Source organism: Pseudoflavonifractor intestinihominis (assembly GCF_040096055.1).
Classification (GTDB): domain Bacteria; phylum Bacillota; class Clostridia; order Oscillospirales; family Oscillospiraceae; genus Pseudoflavonifractor; species Pseudoflavonifractor intestinihominis.
Map to the genome: position 1 here is coordinate 83,217 of NZ_JBBMFK010000013.1, position 20,979 is coordinate 104,195.

Here is a 20,979-nt window from a genome sequence, read left to right on the forward strand (position 1 = left end):
GTATTATCATGGTCAATCGTTTTGTGCTTAACGCCATCTCTTATCACGGAAAGGGCGCCATCAAGGAGATCCCCGGCCTGGTGACCGCCAAGGGCTTCAAGAAGGCCTTCATCGCCTCCGACCCCGACCTGGTCAAGTTCAACGTCACCAAGAAGGTCACCGACCTGCTGGACGAGGCCGGCATGGCCTATGAGATTTACTCCGACATCAAGCCCAACCCCACCATTGAGAACGTCCAGTCCGGCGTGGAGGCCTACAAGAAGTCGGGCGCCGACTACATGATCACCATCGGCGGCGGCTCCTCCATGGACACCGGCAAGGCCATCGGCATCATCATCAACAACCCCGAGTTCGCCGACGTCCGCTCCCTGGAGGGCGTGGCCCCCACCAAGAACCGCACCGTGTTCACCATCGCCGTGCCCACCACCGCCGGCACCGCCGCCGAGGCCACCATCAACTACGTCATCACCGACGTTGAGCGCAAGCGCAAGTTCGTCTGCGTGGACACCAACGACATCCCCGACATCGCCGTGGTGGACCCCGACATGATGTCCACCATGCCCAAGGGCCTCACCGCCTCCACCGGTATGGACGCCCTGACCCACGCCATCGAGGGCTACACCACCAAGGCCGCCTGGACCCTGGCCGACTGCCTGAACCTGGAGGCCATCCGCCTCATCTCCAAGAACCTGCGCAGCGCCGTGAACAACGAGCCCGACGGCCGCGAGGGCATGGCCCTGGGCCAGTTCGTCACCGGCATGGCCTTCTCCAACGTGGGCCTGGGCATCGCCCACTCCATGGCCCACACCCTGGGCGCCGTGTACGACACTCCCCACGGCGTGGCCTGCGCCATGATGCTGCCCATCGTGATGGAGTTCAACCAGGAGTACACCGGCGAGAAGTTCAAGGCCATCGCCGAGGCCATGGGCGTGGACACCACCGGCATGGACCAGGCCGCCTACCGCAAGGCCGCCATCGACGCGGTGCGCCAGCTGTCCCAGGATGTGGGCATCCCCACCAAGCTGCCCGCCATGAAGGAGGAGGACCTGGACTTCCTGGCCCAGTCCGCCGCCGCCGACGCCTGCGCCCCCGGCAACCCCAGAGAGGCCACTGTGGAGGACTTCAAGACGCTGTTCCGCAAGCTGATGTGAGAGCAGCATTTCATCCATCGGATATGAGATAGGAGAGAAAAGACGTCATGAAAGATATTCTGACCGCTCCCTTTGTGGAGGAGATGAAGAGCACTACCGCCAACATGTACCGCATGGGCTGGGATGAGCGCAACGGCGGCAACATCAGCTACCTGCTCAGCGAGGCCGAGGTGGCCGAGTACCTGGATCTGAACAAGGTCATCCGCACCATCCCCACCGGCTTCGACGCCACCCCCCTCATCGGCAAGTACTTCATCGTCACCGGCACCGGCAAGTACTTCAAGAACGTGGAGAAGGACCCGGAGACCAACCTGGGCGTCATCCGCATCGCCCAGGACGGCACCACCGCCGAGCTGCTGTGGGGCTATAAGGACGGCGGCAAGTTCACCTCTGAGCTGCCCGCCCACCTGATGAGCCACATGGCCCGCCTGAAGGTGGACCCGGAGAACCGGGTGGTTATGCACAGCCACCCCACCTACACCCTGGCCATGAACTACGTCCACGAGCTGGATGAGAAGAAGTTCACCCACACCCTGTGGGAGATGTGCACCGAGTGCATTGTGGTCTTCCCCGACGGCGTGGGCGTGCTGCCCTGGATGCTCTGCGGCACCAACTCCATCGGCGAGGCCACTGCCAAGAAGATGGAGGAGTTCCGGCTGGTGGTGTGGGGCATGCACGGCATCTACGGCGCCGGCAAGACCCTGGACGAGACTTTCGGCCTCATCGAGACCGTGGAGAAGGCCGCCCAGATCTACATGCTCACCGCCCACCTGCCCCGGAAGAACACCATCCTGGACAGCCAGATGAGAGAGCTGGCAGAATACTTCGGCGTCAACTACCGGAAAGACTTCCTGGACTGACCTCTTTCTCCCCAGGTCTGTCCGCCATCAAAAGCATGAGGCCCCACCCAGCCGGGTGAGGCCTCATGCTTTTCTATCCTGTTTCTCCCGGCGCTCCGCCATCCCACCGGAACCGTTTTATATCCACACAGCCGTCGGAGCGGAATCCCACGCCCTCCCCCTCCAGAAGGGCGCGCTGCTCCGGCCACCCCGGTGCCGGACGTCCGGCATGGTTCACCACCCGGTGGCACGGGTAGTCGCCATAATAGGACGCGTCACTGAGCACCCTCCCCACCAGCCTGGCGTTTTTCTCCCTGCCGATGAGCCGGGCGATCTGGCCGTAGGTGGCCACCCGGCCCGCCGGAATCTCCTCCACCACGGACAGGATCTCATAGATCAGATGCTCATTCAGAATTCGTTCCATCGCGCTGCTCCTGGTCTGCTTTTTTATTACTATATCATATCCATGCGCCGGCAGAGCGGTCTTTTTCCCCATTCTGAAAAATCTGCCGCGGAAAGCCTGTTATTGGTACGCCCGAAGTCCGACCGAGGGGACGTGCCGGTGGCACGTCCCCGACCGAGGAGTCCCTTCCCAAGAGGGCGAGCGCTCCTGCGCGACGCCCGATTGGCCGCCGCGGCTTCATCTAAAACAAAAACAGGCCTCCCGCTGTCGCGGAAAGCCTGTTATTGGTACGCCCGAAGGGACTCGAACCCCCAGCCTTCAGAACCGGAATCTGACGCTCTATCCAATTGCGCTACGGGCGCATACAACGCCTCAACCAAGGCGCTCAATTATTATAGCAAGAATTTTCCGATTTGTAAAGGGGGGTCTCACTCTTTTTTTGCGGGCTTCCGGATTTGCGGCAGGCGGGCAGTCAGTAGGGGATGACCTGCCAGGTGTTGGCGCCGGACAGGTCCGTGAAGAGGACATGGTCGGGCGGCAGGAAGGTAAACAGGAGCATGGCTCCGCCCAGGGCGATGGTGAGCAGCAGGAGCAAATCCGTCCGCTGCCGGACGGCCGGGCCGTTGAACACCGCCGCCAGCAGGAAGCCCGCCCCCATCAGCAGGACATACAGCCCCACGTCAAAGGCCACGGAGTCCCCGCCAGCTGTCACATGGTAGAGATATCCCGCCGCCAGCATGGCGCCGCAGATAGCCAGCAGGGCCAACAGCCAGGGCCCCAGGCAGTCCCGCCCGCCCCGCCGGCAGAGGAGCAGCACCCCCGCCAGGAAGGGCCAGTAGATGATCTTCAGGTGCTCCCATATGCTCTCGTTCACCGGCGCGATGAGGCCCACAGCGGGATTGGGAAAGAAATCGTGGACAAAATGGAGACAGGCCCCCGCCAGCGTGACGGCCACAAAGGCGGTCAGAAGCTTCCAGGACAGTCGCGGCACGGCTGTTCCCCCCTTTCTCCCTAGAGGATATGCGCTGTCGTCCCCTTTTATTTCCCTTTCCTGGAAAACTGCTCTTTCCTCTGATCCACGCCCCTCTTTCTTTTTTCGCCGCTGTGGTTTATACTGATATCTGCACATTATGTATACCAACGTGGAAAAGGAGATCCCATGAAACGACGTATCGCGCCCCTGCTCACCCTGCTCTGCCTGCTGGTCTCTCTGGCCGGCTGCGACCTGCTCTCTGCCGCTCCGCCGGACTCCGGCGCTCCCTCCGCCGCCCCTGTGACCGACGGCTCCACCCTGGCCGTCCACTTCATCGACGTGGGCCAGGCCGACTCCGCCCTGCTGGTGTGCGGAGACGACGCCATGCTCATCGACGGCGGCAACGTGGCCGACAGCAGTCTGGTGGTGTCCTATCTGGACCAACAGGGCATCGACCAGCTGGACTATGTGGTCTGCACCCACGCCCACGAGGACCACGTGGGCGGCCTGTCCGGCCCCCTGAACACCTGCACCGTCAGCCACGTCCTCTCCCCTGTCACCCAGTACGACTCCAAGGCCTTTGAAAACTTTGTCAAGTACACCGAGGCCCAGGGCCTGGAGCCGGAGATCCCCGACCCCGGCGACACCTTCGACCTCGGCGAAGCCCAGGTGACCATTCTGGGCCCTGTGGCCGAGTACAGCGAGACCAACAACACCTCCATCGTGCTGCGGGTGGACTTCGGCGCCACCTCCTTCCTCTTCACCGGCGACATGGAGACCAAGGCGGAGAAGGACCTGCTGGACCAGGGGGCAGACCTGTCCGCCACGGTCCTCAAGGTGGGCCACCACGGCAGCGACACCTCCACCAGCTACTCCTTCCTGCGGGAGGTCATGCCCGAGTACGCCGTCATCTCCGTGGGGCTGGACAACGACTACGGCCACCCCTCTGACGATGTGCTCAGCCGCCTGCGGGATGCGGGCGCCACCGTGTACCGCACCGATCAGCAGGGCACCATCGTGGCGGTGAGCGACGGCACCACCGTCACCTTCACCACGGAGAAGGACGCCGCCCCCACCCCCGGCCGGGACGGCCAGACGTCTCCCCAGCCCAGCCAGTCCGAGAGCGCCCAGGAGACCTACATCGGCAACCTGAACTCCAAGGTGTTCCACCGGGAGGACTGCCCCAACCTGCCCGCCGAGCAGAACCGGATCATCTTCTCCAGCCGGGAGGAAGCCGTGGAGGAGGGGTACACCCCCTGCGGCAACTGCAAGCCCTGATTGTGCTTGTACTCCAGTCGCCCGTACACGGGCGGCACTGCGCAGAGCCCTATCTTTACTTCTGAGGTGATACGGATGAGACGGCTCCAGTACAATTCCCCGGTGATCCTCACGTTCTTCTTTCTTTCCCTGGCGGCCCTGCTGTTAGACCGCCTGACCGGAGGGTGGACCAACTCCTATCTCTTCTCGGTCTACCGTTCCCCCATCTCCCCGCTCTTCTTCGTGCGCCTGCTGGGCCACGTGCTGGGCCACGCCGGCTGGGACCACTTCCTGGGCAACATGCTCCTGCTGCTGGTGGTGGGCCCGCCGCTGGAGGAGAAGTACGGCAGCGGCACCCTGCTGGCGGGCATCGTGCTCACCGCCGCCGTGTCCGGCCTGCTCCAGTGCCTCTTCTTCCCTGGAGTGGCCCTGCTGGGGGCCAGCGGTATCGTGTTCATGCTCATCATGCTCTCCTCCCTGGCGGGCATGAAGTCCGGGTCCATCCCCGTCACCCTGATCCTGGTGGCCGTGCTCTACCTGGGCCAGGAGGTGTACTCCATCCTCTTCGTCCAGGACAACGTGGCCAATTTCATGCACCTGGTGGGCGGCGCCTGCGGCACGGCCTTCGGCTTTTGGGCCGCCAGAAAGAAGCTCTAATTACAAAGGACTGGGGCGGAAACAGAAGTTTCCGCCCCAGTCCTTTTTTATCCCAGAGCCACGTCCAGGATCATCATGATGAGGAAGCCGCCCATGACTCCCAGGGTGCCCACGTTGGAGTGCTCCCCCAGATGGGCCTCGGGGATCAGCTCCTCCACCACCACATAGATCATGGCGCCCGCCGCGAAGGAGAGCAGCCAGGGCATCAGCGGGGCGATCTGGCCCGCCAGCAGCACGGTGAGGATGCCGAAGACAGGCTCCACAAAGCCGGACAGGCTGCCGCACAGGAAGGATTTGACCGGCCCCATCCCCTCCTGCCGCAGGGGCAGGGAGATGGCCGCCCCCTCGGGGAAGTTCTGGATGCCGATGCCGATGGCCAGGGCCATAGCGGCGGCGTAGAGGGCCGGGTCGTCCCCGTGCTGGGCCGCCAGGGCAAAGGACAGGCCCACCGCCATGCCCTCGGGGATGTTGTGTAAGGTGACCGCAAAGACCAGCATGGTGGTGCGCTTCAGGTGGGCCTTCATGCCCTCCGGCTCCCGGGCGCCGGGGTGCAGGTGGGGCAGCAGGCCGTCCAGGCCGATCATCAGCCCCACCCCCAGGACAAAGCCCCCCGCCGCCGGAATCCAGCCGATCATACCGGCCGCCTCCGCCTCCTCAATGGCGGGAATCAGCAGGGACCAGACCGAGGCGGCGATCATCACCCCGGCGGCAAAGCCCAGGAAAATCCGCTGGGCCAGGGCGGTGACCTGCTTTCGGAACAAAAACACCATGGCCGCGCCCAGGGTGGTCATCAGAAAGGTAAATCCGGTGCCGCCGGCGGCCCAGAGCAGTGCTGTCATAGGGTTCTCCCCCTTTCAAAGGTTCTGTGGTTCTAATAATTAGTTTCAGCTAACCAAATAATATCACACGCGCTCTCCGCCGTCAATCCCCAGTTGTATACTGGGAAATAAATTTTTTACCGCAAAAAACAGCACCCCGGGAGGCATCCCGGGGTGCTGTAGATGTGTTTGTCAGGCTGCGCTTACTTCAGGGCGCAGATGGCAGCGGCGGTCTTGGCGGCCAGCTTGGCGTTGTTGTACACCAGGTGGATGTTGGAGTCCAGGGAGTCGCCGCCGGTCAGGTCCTTGATCTTGGCCAGCAGGAAGGGGGTGGTGGCCTTGCCGTGGATGCCCTGCTCCTTGGCCTCCTCCACAGCCTCGTCGATGGCCTTGTTGATGACGTCGGCGTCCATGGAGAACTCCTCGGGGATGGGGTTGGTCACCAGCATGCCGCCCTTGAACTCCAGCTCACGCTGGGCATGGAAGGCAGCGGCCAGCTCCTCGGGGGTGTCGATCTCGTAGTCCACGCTGAAGCCGCTCTTGCGGGTGTAGAAGGCGGGCAGCTCCTTGGTGCCGTAGCCGATGACGGGCACGCCGTGGGTCTCCAGGTACTCCAGGGTCAGGCCCAGGTCCAGGATGGACTTGGCGCCGGCGCACACCACCATCACGGGGGTCTGGGCCAGCTCCTCCAGGTCGGCGGAGATGTCCATGGTGGTCTCAGCGCCGCGGTGGACGCCGCCGATACCGCCGGTGGCGAAGACCTGGATGCCCGCCATGTGGGCAATGATCATGGTGGTGGTGACGGTGGTGGCGCCGTCCTCACCCCGGGCCACCAGCACGGGCAGATCCCGGCGGCTGGCCTTGGTCACCTCCAGGCCCTTCTTGCCCAGGTACTCGATCTCCTCCTTGGTGCAGCCGGCCTTCAGGCGGCCGCCGATGACGGCGATGGTGGCGGGCACGGCGCCGTTCTCGCGGATGATCTTCTCCACGTTGAGGGCGGTCTCCACGTTCTGGGGATAGGGCATGCCGTGGGAGATGATGGTGGACTCCAGGGCCACCACGGGCTTGCCGGCCGCAATGGCCTCGGCGACTTCAGGGGCAACGTCCAGATACTTGTTCAGGCTCATTTTCAATTACCTCCAGAATAATATTTTATGTATATTACAATTTGTAGTGGTTTTTCTCTGTTTCCGGCTCACTCGCCCATGCGCTCTTTCAGCAGACGGGCGCTCATGCTGGGGTTGATGGTCTCGGCGCTCTCCATGGCGATGGCCCCTGCCGCCATGGCGGCACGGGCGGTGCCCTCCAGGTCGGTGCCCTCCAGATAGGCCCAGGCGATGGCCGCCATGCCCGCGTCGCCGCAGCCGGTGGTGTTGACCATGTCGCCGGGACAGCAGGGCACATGACAGCGGCCGTTGTGGTCAGCGGCCAGCACTCCGTCCCCGCCCAGGCTGATGAACACCCGGCGCAGGCCGGTGGAGAGCAGGGCGTCCGCCGCCGCGTTGAGGCTGGCCTCGTCGGTGATGGTCACGCCAGAGAGCAGCTCGGCCTCCAGCCGGTTGGGCTTGAGGGTGTGGAGCCTGCCCAGCACCGGCCGGAGCTTCTCTGCCTTGGCGGTGGACACCGGGTCGGCAAAGATGGGCAGCTTGATGTTCTCCGCCAGCCAGGCGATGGACTCGGCGGGGATGTTGGTGTCCACCACGATGAGCTGGGCGTTCTGGAGCAGCCGGACACGGCTGGAGAGAAACGCGGGGGTCACGTTCTTGTAGATCTCCATGTCGCTCACCGCCACGGCCATGTCCCCCCGCTCATCGGTGATGAACAGGTAAGTGGAGGTGGCCCCGCCGGGCACGGTCAGGCACTGGCTCACGTCGATGCCCAGCTCGCCGCAGCTGGCCGCGATGCGCTGGGCGTTTATGTCGTCGCCAAAGGCGGTGAGGAGGCGCACATCCATGCCCAGCAGGCTCATATTGTGGGCGATGTTCCGCCCCACACCGCCCAGGCTCATGCGCACGGAGCCCGGGTTGGAATCGGCGGGTACCAGCTTGTGGGCCGGATGGCCGCCGATGTCCATGTTCACGCCGCCCACCACCACCGCGTATGGCGCGGTGCGGACGATGTACCCCCGGCCAGCGATGTGCCCCTGCTTCATCAGGTTGGAGATGTGCACCGCCGCCGAGGAGCGGGTGATGCCCGCCTTCTCCGCCAGCTCCTGCTGGGAGATGAGGGGGTTCTCCTCAATCCACTTGAGAATCTGTCGTTCCCGCTGGGTCATGGCCTCTCCTCCTAAGCAAAAGTTTGTTTTATAATCACGTGCTTATTATACATCTTTTCTCTCCTCTGTCAAGGGACAAACGGAACTTTTTCTCCAAAAAAACGTCTGAAAAGCAGAACCAAACCTGGAAGGAGGAGGAAGCGCAATGAAAATTCGGCTCCTGGCACTGGCCATGACAGGGCTGCTTGTCCTGACCGCCTGCGCACGAAAGCAGGCCACCTTGACCGTGCGCATTGTGGACGGGGCGGAGACGGGCGCCCTGATGGTGGCCGACCTGGATGGGGGCAGCGGCATCTACCGCCTGGGTGCGGATGATGGCCCCGTCACCATAGACGGACACCCGGCCACGGCGGACGACCTGGCAGACGGCATGAAAATCACCATCACCTTTGACGGGATGTTTCTGTACAGTTGCCCCGCGGGCCTTGGCAAGGTCTACGCCCTGGATGGGGACGGAAGCAGCGTGGACGACCGCTGCGGCCTCTACCTCCAGGTGCTCAACGACCTGTGGGCGGCAGAGCCCGGCCTGAACGAGGGCGCCACCCAGCTGGCTGTGGACCTGTCCGGCCTGACCGACCTGACCCCGGGCGAGAAGGCGGGCCTGGCCTGGCGCTTTGGCGAGGACTGCGGCCTGGCGCCCCCTATGGAGGTCCCCCTGGAGGTGCTCTGGCAGGAGGGCTATCTCACCCCCATGGCAGAGGGCGGTGAGGAGAACCCCAACCTCTGCGCCTGGGAGGACGGCTGTCTGTTCTCCATCACGGGGGACGCGGAGACCGGCTTTGAGGCCCGGAAGTGGCGCTCGGGCACAGAGAGCTATGCCTTTTCCGACTGTACCGCCCAGATGGCGGAGGACGGCTCCTGGACCTACACGGTGGGGGAAGCGGGCGCTCCCTGAGCCGTCCGCAACCGAATATTCCGGCGGAGAGACCGTCTGTCCCGATGGCATGGACAGACGGTCTCTTTTTGGTTATAGTTAGGGTGGAAAGGGGGCGGAAGCCATGAAGGTGACGATACGCATTGACCCGGGCTGCGGTGCGCCCTCCGTGACCATCACGGCCCCCGCCCTCACCGACGAGGTGAAGGCCCTGGCCGCCCGGCTGGAGAGCGGGGACCGGCTCATCGGCTGGCGGGACGGCTCCGCCTTCCCCATCCCGCCGGAGAAGCTGCTCCGGTGCTACGGGGAGGACAAGGGGGTCAAGGCCCAGACCTCCGACGGGGTGTTCGACCTGAAGGAGCGGCTCTACGAGCTGGAGGCCCGGCTGGACCGGCACACCTTTGTGCGCATCTCCCAGTCGGAGATCGTCAACCTGGGCAAGGTTACCGCCCTGGATCTGACCCTGACGGGCACCATCAAGATGACCCTGGCGGGGGACACGGTGTGCTACGTGTCCCGCCGGTATGTGAAAAAGATCAAGGAAGCCCTTGGACTGTGATAGGAGGGAATCGCTATGACGGACAGACAGAAACAGTGGCTCATCCGCATCCTCCTGGGCGGACTCATCGGCATTGCCGTCCTCATCCCCCTGGGCGGCCTCTTTAACGACCTGGTGAGCGGCGGCCTTCTCTCCAGCCGCACCTCCTTCCGGCTGGTGAGCTATGACCTGGCGTATCTCACCGGCTCCGTCCCCCTGGCCTTTGCCATTGAGCTGGGGCTCTACTTCCTGATGGGGGCGGTGGTGGGGGTGTCCACCCTGCCCTTCGCCGACGACGGCCCCACCCTGGTGTGCCGCTCCCTGGTCCACTTCGCCGCCACCGCCGCCGCCCTCACCCTGCTGGTGGTGCTGTGCGGGTGGAACTGGGGCGAGTTCTGGCCCCTTGTCCTCTACCTGGGGCTGCTGGCGGCGGTTTACCTGCTCATCTGGCTGGGCCGCTGGGTGGGGTGGTATGTGGAGGTGGCCGCCATACGGCAGAAGCTGGGCCTCTCCCCCGGGCCCTCCCCCCTGAAATGGCGGGAGAGCCTGCCCTATCTCCCCTTCGCCGCCCTCATGTGCCTGGTGCTGCCCATGGCGGTGCGGCTCACCCTGGACTCTCCCATCCCACTCTTCACCGCCATCTACGCCATGCTCATCCTGCCGGTGGGCGGCTTCTTCTCCGGGCTCTTTCTGGGCAGGCGGCAGGGCTTCTGCCCCCTGTACCCCGTGGCCTGCGCCCTGCTGACCCTCTGCTTCGTGCTGCTGGCCAAACTGGCCTCCAATGTGGCCGATGGGGTGATGATCCCCATTGCCCTGTGCACCGCGCTGCTGGGCAACGCCATCGGCGCCCTGCTGCGCACCGTGAGAGAGAGGAGAATGGAAAAATGAAACGGGAACACCGGCTCTACAACATCATCCTCCCCATATGGCTGCTGATCCTCTTCCCTGAAATTTGGTTGATCCTGCTGCCCGGCAACCTCATCGTCGACTGCCTGGTGCTCTTCCTCACCCTGCTGGCTTTAAAACATCAGGGCAAGGGCAGGGTGATGAAGAAGCTGTGGTGGAAATTCTGGCTGCTGGGCTTTGCCGCCGACGCGGTGGGCGTGGCGTGGATGTTCCTGGGCCTGCTGCCCGCGTGGATCGCCGGTTCCGGGCAAGTAGGGGAGCTGCCTGCCATCGTGGCCGCCTGGGAGGACTCGGTGGGCCACATCACCCACAGCGCCTTTGCCCACCCTGCCGCCTTCGCCTGGACCCTGATTGGCGTGGCCCTGGCCGGGGCGTGCATCTACTTCTTCGATAAAAAAGCCATGGGCAGGTGTGAACTGCTCACCCCCCGCGAGAAGCATATCATTGCCCTGACCATGGCCGTGATCACCGCCCCCTGGCTCTTCTTCATCCCCATGTACTGAACGGCTTTAGAAATGAGGTGTTGTTATGGCTCCCATGCGTGAAACGGCAAACCGCGTCCTGCTGTCCCTCACCCTGATCTCCTTTGCCGCCTACGCCGCCATTTTCGCCACGGCCTTTTGGGATCTCCCGCTGGATATCCCCCCGTGGCATCAGCTCCTGCTGCTGTACGCCCACTTTATTCCCATGTTCTTCCTGGAGCTGCTCCTGTGCCGGACGGCGAAGTTGCGGTGGCGCATCCTCCTGCCCGCCGCCCTGCTGGCCGTCCCCGGGCTGTGGTTTGTGGCCTCCGCCGAGTGGTATGTCCTGGCATGGGTCCTGGCGGGCTGGTGGTGCGTGTCCCCGGTGCTGGGCTGCCTGGCCGTCTGGGTAGTGTGGGCAATTTCACGGCGGGTGAACCGGCCCAAGCCAATATGAGTGCAGGCCGCCCCGGGCTTCACCGTCCGGAGCGGCTTTTTTCTCCTCCAATCCCCTCGGAGTGGTTGCAAATTCTGAGGAAAACGGCTATACTTAGAGGCAACTGCAAAGAATCGAGGAGGATTCGCTTTGGAACGCACGACCATTTCTCAGATTTTCGCCGACCAGGAGCAGTTCGGCGGGCAGACGGTCACCGTCTGCGGCTGGGCCCGCACCATCCGGGACATGAAGACCTTCGGCTTCATCGAGCTCAACGACGGCTCCTGCTTCCGCAACCTTCAGATCGTCATGGACGCCAACGTGCTGGGCAATTATAAGGAGATCGCCGGCCAGAACGTGGGCGCCGCCCTCATCGTCACCGGCAAGGTGGTCCTCACCCCTGAGGCCAAGCAGCCCCTGGAGGTCAAGGCCGACACCATCGCCGTGGAGGGCCCCTCCACCCCCGACTACCCCCTCCAGAAGAAGCGCCACAGCGTGGAGTACCTGCGCACTATCCAGCACCTGCGGCCCCGCACCAACCTGTTCTCCGCCGCCTTCCGGGTGCGCAGCGTGGCGGCCTACGCCATCCACACCTTCTTCCAGAACCGGGGCTTTGTGTACGTCCACACCCCCATCATCACCGCCAGCGACTGCGAGGGCGCCGGCGAGATGTTCCGGGTGACCACTCTGGACCTGGAGAACCTGCCCAAGAAGGACGACGGCACTGTGGACTACAGCCAGGACTTCTTCGGTAAGAGCGCCAACCTGACCGTGTCCGGCCAGCTCAACGCCGAGAACTTCGCCATGGCCTTCGGCAATGTGTACACCTTCGGCCCCACCTTCCGGGCGGAGAAGTCCAACACCACCCGCCACGCCGCCGAGTTCTGGATGATCGAGCCTGAGATGGCCTTCTGCGATCTGGCCGGCGACATGGACGTGGCCGAGGCCATGATCAAGTTCATCATCAACACCGTGATGGAGAAGTGCCCCGACGAGATGAACTTCTTCAACTCCTTTGTGGACAAGGGCCTGAAGGAACGTCTGGAGCACGTGGCCACCTCCGACTTCGGCCGGGTGACCTACACCGAGGCGGTGGAGCTGCTCAAGCAGAACAACGACAAGTTCGACTACAAGGTGGAGTGGGGCTGTGACCTCCAGACCGAGCACGAGCGCTACCTCACCGAGCAGATCTTTAAGAAGCCCGTCTTTGTCACCGATTACCCCCGGGAGATCAAGGCCTTCTACATGCGCCTCAACGACGACGGCAAGACCGTGGCCGCCGCCGACTGCCTGGTGCCCGGCATCGGCGAGATCATCGGCGGCTCCCAGCGTGAGGAGCGGCTGGACGTGCTGGAGGCCCGCATCAAGGAGCTGGGCATGAAGCCCGAGGACTACTGGTGGTACCTGGACCTGCGGCGCTACGGCGGCTGCCGTCACGCCGGCTTCGGCCTGGGCTTCGAGCGGATGGTCATGTACCTCACCGGCATCGGCAACATCCGCGACGTCCTGCCTCATCCCCGCACTGTGGGCAACGCGGACTTCTAAGAAAATGCATAAAAACGGCGCTCTCCCGTTGGGAGAGCGCCGTTTTTGCTGTCTTTTAGTGGTATCTGGAGAGGAACTGCTTGGTCCGCTCCTCCCGGGGGTTCTCGATGACCTGCCGGGCGGAGCCCTGCTCCACGATGAGGCCGCCGTCCATAAAGATGACCTGATCCGCCACGTCCCGGGCAAAGGCCATCTCGTGGGTGACGATGATCATGGTGGTGTGCTGGTCGGCCAGGCCCCGGATGACCTTGAGCACCTCGCCGGTCAGCTCCGGGTCCAGGGCGGAGGTGGGCTCGTCAAAGCAGAGGATGTCCGGCTTGAGGGCCAGGGCCCGGGCGATGGCCACCCGCTGCTGCTGGCCGCCTGAGAGCTGGTGGGGGTAGTGCCCCGCCCGCTCGGCCAGGCCCATCCGCTCCAGCAGCGCCTGCCCCTCCCGCTCGATGTCGGCAAAGATCTGCTTCTTGTTCTGCTTGAAGTCGGGCCGCTCCCGCGCCAGCAGCTGGCTGGCCAGCGTCACGTTCTGGAGGGCCGTGTACTGTGGGAACAGGTTGAAGGACTGGAACACCAGTCCGAAGTGGAGCCGCTTCTTGCGCACCTCGTTCTCCCGCTGGGTGGCCGGGTCGGCGGCGTCAAACAGGGTCTCCCCGTTGACCAGGATCTTCCCCTTGTTGGGGGTCTCCAGGAAATTCAGGCAGCGCAGCAGGGTGGTCTTGCCGCTGCCCGAGGAGCCGATGATGGCCAGGGCCTGGCCCTGGTCCAGGGAAAAGCTGATGTCCTCCAGCACCCGGGTGGCCCCAAAGTGCTTTTCAATGTGCTGTACTTCCAAAACCGGCATGGGGCGCACCTCCTTACTTGAAGTAGTCCATCTTCTTCTCGAACCAGTTCAGCAGCAGGGTAAGGATGCCGCTGATGGCCAGATAGAACACGGCGGTGTAGAACAGGGGCCAGATCATGCCCTTTTTGATGTAGGACTCGCCCATCCAAATGATCTCATACACCGAGATGACCCGCACCAGGGCGGTGTCCTTCACCAGGGTGATGAACTCGTTGCCCATGGGGGGGACGATGCGCTTGATGACCTGGAGCAGGGTGACCTTGAAGAAGATCTGGCTGCGGGTCATGCCCAGCACCAGACCGGCCTCCCGCTGGCCCGCCGGCACACCCTGGATGCCGCCCCGGTAGATCTCGGAGAAATAGCAGGCGTAGTTGATGGTGAAGGTCACCACCGCGGCGGTGAACCGGGGCAGCAGGGGCAGGCCGAACATCAGCCCCGGCCCGTAGAACACGATCATGATCTGGAGCATCAGGGGGGTGCCCCGGATGATCCAGACCACGGTCTTGACCACCGCCCGCAGGGGGGTGAACCGGCTCATGGAGCCCAGGGAGATGATGAGGCCCAGGGGCAGCGCGAACAGAAGGGTGAGGGCGAACAGCTCCAGGGTGACCACCAGGCCATCCAGCAGCGTGAGGGATACAGACAGAAGCATAGGCTTTTTCCTCTCTATGACCGGGGAAAGGCAGAGGGCCGTAACGGCCCTCTGCCCTGTTCCCTCAGCGTGATGTTACTTCTCGATGACGGACTCCTGTACGCCGTAGGTGGTGGCCGTCTCCATGACGGTGCCGGTGTCATAGGCCTCCTTCCAGAAGGTGTTGAAGGCCTCGGTCAGGTCGGAGCCCTGGCGGAATGCCACGCCGTACTCCTCGTCGTTGAGCTGCACGGTATAGGTCAGGTCGGGATAGCTGGTGCCCTCGCCGATCATGGCGCCCGCCATCAGCAGGTCGATGACGCAGGCGTCGGAGGCGCCGGAGGCCACCTCCATCAGGGCGTCGGCCTGGGTGCTCTTGGCCACGTAGCTCAGGCCCAGGGCGTCCAGCTGCTCGGCGCCGGCGGAGCCGTTCTCCACGGCGAAGTTCAGCCCGCTCAGGCTCTCCTGGGTCTGGTAGTCCTCCGCCTTGTCCACGGGAACCACCACCACCTGGCCGTTGCGGCAGTAGGGCTCGGAGACGGAGGCGCCGGCCTCCACCTCGTCGTTGATGGTCATGCCGTTCCAGATGACGTCAATACCCTTGGTGTCCAGCTCCATCAGCTTGTTGTCCCAGTTGATCTCCAGGAACTCCACTTCCACGCCCAGGCTCTCGGCAAAGGCCTTGGCCATGTCGGCGTCAAAGCCGATCCACTCGCCGTTCTCGTCCTTATAGTCCATGGGGGCGAAGTCGGTCATGCCCACCACCAGGGTGCCCTTGTCCTTCACATACTGCATATCGCTCTCCGCCACGGCCTGAGAGCCGCTGGGAGCGGGAGACCCGGAGGGCGTGCCGGCATCTCCGCCGGTATCGCCGCCCGTGGGAGTGGAGCAGGCGGTCAGGGTCGCTGCGGTCGCCAGCGCCAGAGCAAGGGCCAGCCATCTTTTCAGCTTCATGATATATCCTCCTTCTGTCAGGCGCCGGTGATTCGCCTTCTTGCTTTAGTATACTACCATGATAAATTATTGGTGTAAAGATGTATTTCAAAAATCGTCATATCGCACAAAGCCTTACCGCGCAAAAAGGCGGATTCAGCCTTGACAATCCCTGGAACCCATGATAGGATACTTACGCTTCTTTAATAAGAGGATAGAGGCGCGGTACGCATGCGTACTCCGGGACAAGGCCAGGCAGCCGTCCCGCGGGGAGAGGGCGCACCGCCGAAGGTCGCTTCGCCTGCCTGGGCGGCGCGGCCTGGGCCGTACGGGAACACCGTCCGGACTGTCACAGCATGTGGAGCGCTATCCTGAGGTCCCCGTTTTTTTCTATGTGCGGGGACCCCTGGTTTTTGCCATGGGCGCTTCCATCAGCGCCCATGGCTTTTTTCGTTGGCGCAACAGGGGCATGTGTGCGCCCCGGCAACATTTTATGGAGGGAAAAATATGAGAGCAAGAAGAACCTGGCTCGCCAGGGCTGCGCTGCTGCTGATGCTGCTCTTCGCCCTGACGACCACCGCCTTCGCCGCCGGTGACCCCACCGACGAGACAGGCACCAAGATGATCGAGTGCACCGACTGCGGCACTCTGGGCGTGGTCCTCAACGACGCGGGCGAGGCCGTCACCTGTGAGACTTGCGGCGGCACCGGCTATGTCCAATCCCCCAGCAATTTCTTCAACACCATCTGGTCCCTGCTGCCCCCGGTCATTGCCATCGCCCTGGCCTTGATCACCAAGGAGGTCTACTCCTCACTCTTTATCGGTATTGTGGTGGGCGGCCTGCTCTACTCCAATTTCTCCTTTGAGGGCACCCTGACCCACGTATTCAGCGACGGCATCGTGTCCGTCCTGTCCGACAGCTACAACGTGGGCATCCTCATCTTCCTGGTCATCCTGGGCACCATGGTGGCCCTGATGAACAAGGCCGGCGCCTCCGCCGCCTTCGGCCGCTGGGCCCAGAAGAACATCAAGACCCGCGCCGGCGCCCAGCTGGCCTCCATCGTCCTGGGCTGCCTCATCTTCATCGACGACTATTTCAACTGCCTCACCGTGGGCTCCGTCATGCGGCCCATCACCGACAAGCACCAGGTCTCCCGCGCCAAGCTGGCCTACATCATCGACGCCACCGCCGCCCCTGTGTGCATCATCGCCCCCATCTCCTCCTGGGCCGCCGCCGTGGCCAGCTTCGCTGAGGAGGGCCAGGGCCTGAACCTGTTCATCCGCGCCATCCCCTACAACTTCTACGCCCTGTTCACCATCGTGATGATGCTGGGCCTGGTGTTCATGAAGGTGGACTTCGGCCCCATGGCCAAGTTCGAGAAGAACGCCATTGAGAAGGGCGACCTGTTCTCCGGTTCCAACCCCTACGCCATGCTGGACGAGGACATCGAGGAGGGCAAGGGCCGGGTCATCGACCTGGTGCTGCCCATCCTGGTGCTGGTGGTGTGCTGCGTCATCGGCATGATCTACTCCGGCGGCTTCTTCTCCGGCTCCAACTTCGTGGAGGCCTTCTCCAACTCCGACGCCTCCGTGGGCCTGATGCTGGGCTCCGCCTTCGGCCTGCTCTTCACCCTGGTCTACTACGCCGCCCGCCGCGCCATGTCCTTCAAGGACATGATGGGCAGCATCCCCGAGGGCTTCAAGGCCATGGTCCCCGCCATCCTCATCCTCACCTTCGCCTGGAGCCTGAAGGGTATGACCGACTCCCTGGGCGCCAAGTACTTTGTCCGTGACTTCGTCCGCAGCGCCGAGCACCTGCAGATGTTCCTGCCCGTCATCGTGTTCGTCATCGGCTGCCTGCTGGCCTTCGCCACCGGCACCAGCTGGGGCACCTTCGGCATCCTGATCCCCATCGTGCAGAACGTGTTCTCCATGAACGACCCCCTGGCCATCATCTGCATCTCCGCCTGCATGGCCGGCGCCGTGTGCGGCGACCACTGCTCCCCCATCTCCGACACCACCATCATGGCCTCCGCAGGCGCCCAGTGCGACCACGTCAACCACGTGTCGACACAGTTGCCCTACGCCATCTCCTGCGCGGCCATAGCGGGCATCTCCTACCTGCTGGCCGGCCTGCTGGCCGCCAACGGTGCCCCCGGCATCATCGCCCTGCCTGTGGGCGCTGTGCTCATGCTGCTCTTCCTGGCCTTTATGAAGAAGCGCCAGACCGCCTGAGCCTGACCTGTAAAAAAAGGCCGCCTCATCGTCTGATGAGGCGGCCTTTTTGTCGGACAGGGGCTTTACTCCTTCTCCGCTTTCTCCCGCGCTTCCTTCTCCTGGATGGCCCGGATGGCGTAATCCACGGCGGCGAGAGAACGGGGGGTGCAGTACTGCTGGATCTTCAGCAGCTCCTGGATGGCTTCGTGTGCAGTCATGATCCCCACGCTCCTTCCCTTTTTCTTCCTCCAGTTTACCACAGGGCAGGGCATGGGCGCAAGAGGCCTTACAGCTCCTTCTTCTCAAAAATCCCACGGGCGATAAAGTAGGAGATGATATAGCCTCCGATGGTCAGCAGAACCAGCAGACCGGGCAGGGCCAGGAAGAACCACTCGGGGATGACAATGCCGTCCATCGTCTCGGCCAGCTGGCCCAGCAGCAGGATTCCGCCGAAGATAGCGACAAAGATGATGATGCTGATGACACGGCTCTTCTCCGCGCCGAACTTGATGAACACAGGGAGAATCACGGCGTCAATGAGGATGGAGATAAGCGTGCAGATTAGCAGCCCGATGAGCATCTCGTCCACAGCCCCCAGCTCCGGCTTCAACATGAGTACGGCCACCACCAGCACAGCGGAGAAGGCCGCCGCTAGCAGCACAGCGAGCAGGGAAAAGACGTACTTGCCTGCCACAACGCCGCGACGTCCGGCAGGGGTGGCGGCGGCGTACTTGTTCCACCGGGCCAGGTCGTCGTAGGCAAAGGTGGACATGGGCACCAGCATGCCGATGAGCACGGTCATGGTGTACATGATGGCCGTGGGCATGATTTCCATTACAGCCAGTACTGTATACATGATAAAAAACGCAATGTAATATCCCAGCTGCTTGCGCTGGACCAGAAAATCCTTATAAACCATTCCCATCATGACGCTACATCCCCCTTCGCGGTAAAGACCATGATCTCGTCCAGGGTCACCCGGTCCACGGTCAGCTCCGGGTAGAGCCGGACAAACTTCTCCCGGTCCCGTACCAGGGCCTCACAGCTGAACTGGCTCTCCCGCACGCCCACCAGGAAGGCCCGGTCCACCTTGTCCAGGTCGGCTCTGCCGCACACCAGGCGGCCGTACTCCTCCAGCAGCTCGTCCTTGGCCCCCTGGAGGGCCACCTTGCCCTTGTGGAGGTAGACCACGTAGTCCGCCGCCTTCTCCAGGTCGGTGGTGATGTGGCTGGAGATGAGGATGGCATGGTCCTCGTCCCGTACAAAGTCCAGGAACTGGTCCAGAATCTCGTCCCGCACCACCGGGTCCAGGCCGCCGGTGGCCTCGTCCAGAATGAGCAGCCGGGGCCTGGCCGACAGGGCCGCCGCAATGGACAGCTTCATCTTCATGCCCCGGGAGTAGTCCTTCAGGAGCTTTTTCTCCGGCAGGTCGAACTTCTTCAGCAGCTGTTCAAAGAACCGCTGGTCCCAGTTCTTATAGATCCGGCGGAGGATTTTCCCCACATCGCCGGAGCGCAGGGTGTCGTGGAAGGTGGACTCGTCCAGCACCACCCCGATCTCCTCCTTGGCCGCCCGCTCGTCGGCGATGTTGTCCCGGCCCAGCAGCACAATCTCCCCGCCGTCCCGGCGGATCAGGTTCAGAATGCATTTGATGGTGGTGGATTTTCCGGCGCCGTTCTCGCCGATCAGGCCCACAACCGTGCCCATGGGCACGTCGAAGGACACGTCGTCCAGCTTGAAGCTGCCGTAATCTTTGGTGAGATGGCGGATTTCAATGGCGTTTTCCATATTATTCGTCTCCATACAGGATGTTGAGGGTGTCGGTCATCTCCTCCAGGGTGATGCCGCCCACTTTGGCGGCCTCCACAGCCCTGGTCAGGTGCTCCTCCACCCGGCGGAGGGTCTCCTCACGGGCCAGCGCCGGGTCCTGGGGCGCCACAAAGCATCCCTTCCCCGGGACCGTGGTAATGAACCCCTCACGCTCCAGCTCTTCATAGGCTCGTTTCGTGGTGATGACGGAAATGCGCAGCTCCCTGGCCAGCAGCCGCATGGAGGGGAGGGCCTCCCCCTCCTTCAGCTCACCCCGCAGGATCAGGCCCTTGATCTGCCGGGTGATCTGGTCGTAGATGGGCACCCCGCCGGCATTGCTGATGATAATATCCATTCGGTGCACCTCGTTTTACTGTGTATACTCATCATATACAGTATAAACACAGATAACAGCCGCTGTCAATAGGGAGACGTAAAATTTCTATTCCGCCGAAAACGCAGATGGCCGCGCCCAATGGCGCGGCCATCTGTCAATTCAGTTCTCCTCTTGGGCGTTGAGCAGGCTGGCGGCCCCGTACCGCAGGCAGCGGCGCAGGCGGCGCTCGCCCCGCTTGATGGTGCGGGAGACGGTGGACTTGTCCACCCCCAGCCGCTCCCCGATCTCCCGCATGTTGAGGCCCTCGGCATAGTAGAGCAGCAGGGCCCGCCGCTGATGGGGGGTCACGTCCTCCTGAAGGGCCCGGATCAGGTTGCGCCGCAGCCGGGAACGCTGGGCCCGGTTGTCCTCCGCCATAGTCCTGGCGTACACCGCCATGTCCGCGGCGTAGGCGCCGCCCCTCTTATATCGCGTATTTGACATTGCGCCAATACCCCCTGTCGTAATATCGCTCCGTGACCACGGCCAGATCCCTGGCCTCCCGCCACATTGTCTCCAAAATTCTGATGCGGTCCTCCAGAACCAGCCGCTCGGTGGCGTCCGGCTCATTGGCGCGGCGCAGCTCCAGCTCGCTGATCCGCCGCCGCAGGACCTGGGCCTGGGCCCGGTATTCCACTGACATCTCCAGTAACGTCATGTATCTCCTTGCTTCGCTCCATTCCCTCTCGTTTTTCCTCCGCCCGGCACTGGGGACACAGGTCCTCCCCCTCCGCCAGCTCCCAGGCGTAGATCTCCTGCCGGCAGCGCCTGCACCAGGCCGCCGCCGGTTCCCGCTGCACATCCCGTAGCGGATCGGTAAAAATCCTCCCGTTCGTGCTTCCTCTCCTGTCCTTTGGACGCCCATTCCGCCCTCTCAAAATTTTTTGAAATTTTTTTGCTTTTCCTGTTGACAACCCTCCCTTTGCCTGATATAATGAGCAACGTTGTGGACGAGCTGAGAGCTGAAACGCTGGTGTAGCTCAGTTGGTAGAGCAGCTGATTTGTAATCAGCAGGTCGGGGGTTCGAGTCCGTCCACCAGCTCCA

Annotated in this window: 25 protein-coding genes, 2 tRNA genes and 1 riboswitch; of the genes, 12 read left to right on the forward strand and 15 right to left on the reverse strand. The window is 63.1% G+C overall.

Annotated features, from left to right (window positions below; genetic code table 11):
* The first annotated feature begins 8 nt into the window (after window positions 1–8).
* Complete coding sequence (fucO, locus tag WMO64_RS09370; RefSeq protein ID WP_349231798.1) at window positions 9–1,151, forward strand: lactaldehyde reductase; 1,143 nt, start codon at window positions 9–11, stop codon at window positions 1,149–1,151.
* A 47-nt stretch (window positions 1,152–1,198) separates the two neighbouring features.
* A complete protein-coding gene (gene rhaD, locus WMO64_RS09375; protein ID WP_294516739.1) occupies window positions 1,199–2,011 on the forward strand; it encodes a rhamnulose-1-phosphate aldolase in 813 nt (270 codons plus the stop codon).
* 73 nt (window positions 2,012–2,084) lie between these two features.
* On the opposite strand, the gene WMO64_RS09380 is transcribed toward rhaD, so the two are convergent.
* From WMO64_RS09380 to WMO64_RS09390, 3 genes are all read right to left on the reverse strand, one after another.
* Window positions 2,085–2,414, reverse strand: coding sequence for an MGMT family protein (locus tag WMO64_RS09380; RefSeq protein WP_349231799.1), 330 nt, complete (start codon window positions 2,412–2,414; stop codon window positions 2,085–2,087).
* A gap of 264 nt (window positions 2,415–2,678) precedes the next feature.
* Window positions 2,679–2,755 (reverse strand) — tRNA-Arg (locus WMO64_RS09385).
* Window positions 2,756–2,865: 110 nt separating this feature from the next.
* Window positions 2,866–3,384, reverse strand: coding sequence for a DUF6512 family protein (locus WMO64_RS09390; protein ID WP_349231800.1), 519 nt, complete (start codon window positions 3,382–3,384; stop codon window positions 2,866–2,868).
* A 168-nt stretch (window positions 3,385–3,552) separates the two neighbouring features.
* Between WMO64_RS09390 and WMO64_RS09395 the strand changes: the two genes are divergently transcribed.
* Window positions 3,553–4,644, forward strand: coding sequence for a ComEC/Rec2 family competence protein (locus WMO64_RS09395; protein WP_349231801.1), 1,092 nt, complete (start codon window positions 3,553–3,555; stop codon window positions 4,642–4,644).
* Window positions 4,645–4,719: 75 nt separating this feature from the next.
* The gene (locus WMO64_RS09400; RefSeq protein WP_294516729.1) at window positions 4,720–5,280 is read left to right on the forward strand and encodes a rhomboid family intramembrane serine protease; all 561 of its coding nucleotides are present in this window, start codon (window positions 4,720–4,722) and stop codon (window positions 5,278–5,280) included.
* Window positions 5,281–5,327: 47 nt separating this feature from the next.
* On the opposite strand, the gene WMO64_RS09405 is transcribed toward WMO64_RS09400, so the two are convergent.
* The 3 genes from WMO64_RS09405 to WMO64_RS09415 form a co-directional block, all read right to left on the reverse strand.
* Complete coding sequence (locus WMO64_RS09405; protein WP_349231802.1) at window positions 5,328–6,119, reverse strand: ZIP family metal transporter; 792 nt, start codon at window positions 6,117–6,119, stop codon at window positions 5,328–5,330.
* A gap of 182 nt (window positions 6,120–6,301) precedes the next feature.
* The gene (locus tag WMO64_RS09410) at window positions 6,302–7,225 is read right to left on the reverse strand and encodes a pseudouridine-5'-phosphate glycosidase (RefSeq protein WP_294516724.1); all 924 of its coding nucleotides are present in this window, start codon (window positions 7,223–7,225) and stop codon (window positions 6,302–6,304) included.
* A gap of 68 nt (window positions 7,226–7,293) precedes the next feature.
* Window positions 7,294–8,373: a PfkB family carbohydrate kinase gene (locus WMO64_RS09415; RefSeq protein ID WP_349231803.1), complete on the reverse strand. Its 1,080-nt coding sequence runs from the start codon at window positions 8,371–8,373 to the stop codon at window positions 7,294–7,296.
* Between the two features lie 145 nt (window positions 8,374–8,518).
* Here WMO64_RS09415 and WMO64_RS09420 point away from each other — a divergent pair, with 145 nt between their 5' ends.
* The 6 genes from WMO64_RS09420 to asnS all read left to right on the forward strand — a co-directional run bounded on the left by WMO64_RS09420 (window position 8,519) and on the right by asnS (window position 13,133).
* Entirely contained in the window at window positions 8,519–9,268 is a 750-nt protein-coding gene (locus tag WMO64_RS09420; protein WP_349231804.1) for a hypothetical protein, read from the forward strand.
* Window positions 9,269–9,371: 103 nt separating this feature from the next.
* Entirely contained in the window at window positions 9,372–9,806 is a 435-nt protein-coding gene (locus tag WMO64_RS09425) for a LytTR family DNA-binding domain-containing protein (protein ID WP_294516718.1), read from the forward strand.
* A 15-nt stretch (window positions 9,807–9,821) separates the two neighbouring features.
* Window positions 9,822–10,673: a DUF3021 family protein gene (locus WMO64_RS09430; protein WP_349231805.1), complete on the forward strand. Its 852-nt coding sequence runs from the start codon at window positions 9,822–9,824 to the stop codon at window positions 10,671–10,673.
* Entirely contained in the window at window positions 10,670–11,194 is a 525-nt protein-coding gene (locus WMO64_RS09435) for a hypothetical protein (protein WP_349231806.1), read from the forward strand. The genes WMO64_RS09430 and WMO64_RS09435 overlap by 4 nt, the downstream gene beginning before the upstream one ends.
* Window positions 11,195–11,219: 25 nt before the next feature.
* Window positions 11,220–11,609 carry a hypothetical protein gene (locus WMO64_RS09440; RefSeq protein WP_349231807.1) on the forward strand — a complete coding sequence of 130 codons (390 nt, stop codon included), beginning with the start codon at window positions 11,220–11,222 and terminating at the stop codon, window positions 11,607–11,609.
* Window positions 11,610–11,738: 129 nt separating this feature from the next.
* Window positions 11,739–13,133, forward strand: coding sequence for an asparagine--tRNA ligase (gene asnS, locus WMO64_RS09445; RefSeq protein WP_349231808.1), 1,395 nt, complete (start codon window positions 11,739–11,741; stop codon window positions 13,131–13,133).
* 55 nt (window positions 13,134–13,188) lie between these two features.
* Here the strand turns inward: asnS and WMO64_RS09450 are convergent, their stop codons facing one another.
* From WMO64_RS09450 to WMO64_RS09460, 3 genes are all read right to left on the reverse strand, one after another.
* On the reverse strand, window positions 13,189–13,968 hold the full coding sequence (locus WMO64_RS09450) for an amino acid ABC transporter ATP-binding protein (RefSeq protein ID WP_349231809.1): 780 nt from the start codon (window positions 13,966–13,968) through the stop codon (window positions 13,189–13,191).
* Between the two features lie 13 nt (window positions 13,969–13,981).
* Window positions 13,982–14,620, reverse strand: coding sequence for an amino acid ABC transporter permease (locus WMO64_RS09455; protein ID WP_294516705.1), 639 nt, complete (start codon window positions 14,618–14,620; stop codon window positions 13,982–13,984).
* A 75-nt stretch (window positions 14,621–14,695) separates the two neighbouring features.
* On the reverse strand, window positions 14,696–15,553 hold the full coding sequence (locus tag WMO64_RS09460) for a transporter substrate-binding domain-containing protein (protein ID WP_349231810.1): 858 nt from the start codon (window positions 15,551–15,553) through the stop codon (window positions 14,696–14,698).
* A gap of 186 nt (window positions 15,554–15,739) precedes the next feature.
* A riboswitch (Lysine riboswitch) is annotated at window positions 15,740–15,909 on the forward strand.
* A gap of 130 nt (window positions 15,910–16,039) precedes the next feature.
* On the opposite strand from WMO64_RS09460, the gene WMO64_RS09465 reads away from it, so the two are divergent.
* Complete coding sequence (locus tag WMO64_RS09465) at window positions 16,040–17,767, forward strand: Na+/H+ antiporter NhaC family protein (RefSeq protein ID WP_294516701.1); 1,728 nt, start codon at window positions 16,040–16,042, stop codon at window positions 17,765–17,767.
* A gap of 65 nt (window positions 17,768–17,832) precedes the next feature.
* Here WMO64_RS09465 and WMO64_RS09470 read toward each other — a convergent pair whose 3' ends face one another.
* The 6 genes from WMO64_RS09470 to WMO64_RS09495 form a co-directional block, all read right to left on the reverse strand.
* Window positions 17,833–17,967, reverse strand: coding sequence for a hypothetical protein (locus WMO64_RS09470; protein WP_294516699.1), 135 nt, complete (start codon window positions 17,965–17,967; stop codon window positions 17,833–17,835).
* A 68-nt stretch (window positions 17,968–18,035) separates the two neighbouring features.
* Window positions 18,036–18,677, reverse strand: a complete 642-nt coding sequence (locus WMO64_RS09475; protein WP_294516697.1) for an ABC-2 transporter permease — start codon at window positions 18,675–18,677, stop codon at window positions 18,036–18,038.
* The gene (locus tag WMO64_RS09480) at window positions 18,674–19,537 is read right to left on the reverse strand and encodes an ABC transporter ATP-binding protein (protein WP_349231811.1); all 864 of its coding nucleotides are present in this window, start codon (window positions 19,535–19,537) and stop codon (window positions 18,674–18,676) included. The genes WMO64_RS09475 and WMO64_RS09480 overlap by 4 nt, the downstream gene beginning before the upstream one ends.
* Before the next feature lies 1 nt (window position 19,538).
* On the reverse strand, window positions 19,539–19,913 hold the full coding sequence (locus WMO64_RS09485; RefSeq protein ID WP_294516692.1) for a GntR family transcriptional regulator: 375 nt from the start codon (window positions 19,911–19,913) through the stop codon (window positions 19,539–19,541).
* 141 nt (window positions 19,914–20,054) lie between these two features.
* Complete coding sequence (locus tag WMO64_RS09490) at window positions 20,055–20,378, reverse strand: sigma-70 family RNA polymerase sigma factor (protein WP_294516690.1); 324 nt, start codon at window positions 20,376–20,378, stop codon at window positions 20,055–20,057.
* Window positions 20,359–20,592 (reverse strand): hypothetical protein, encoded by a 234-nt coding sequence (locus WMO64_RS09495; protein ID WP_294516688.1) that lies wholly within the window; start codon window positions 20,590–20,592, stop codon window positions 20,359–20,361. The genes WMO64_RS09490 and WMO64_RS09495 overlap by 20 nt, the downstream gene beginning before the upstream one ends.
* A 311-nt stretch (window positions 20,593–20,903) precedes the next feature.
* On the opposite strand from WMO64_RS09495, the gene WMO64_RS09500 reads away from it, so the two are divergent.
* A tRNA-Thr gene (locus WMO64_RS09500) sits at window positions 20,904–20,979 on the forward strand.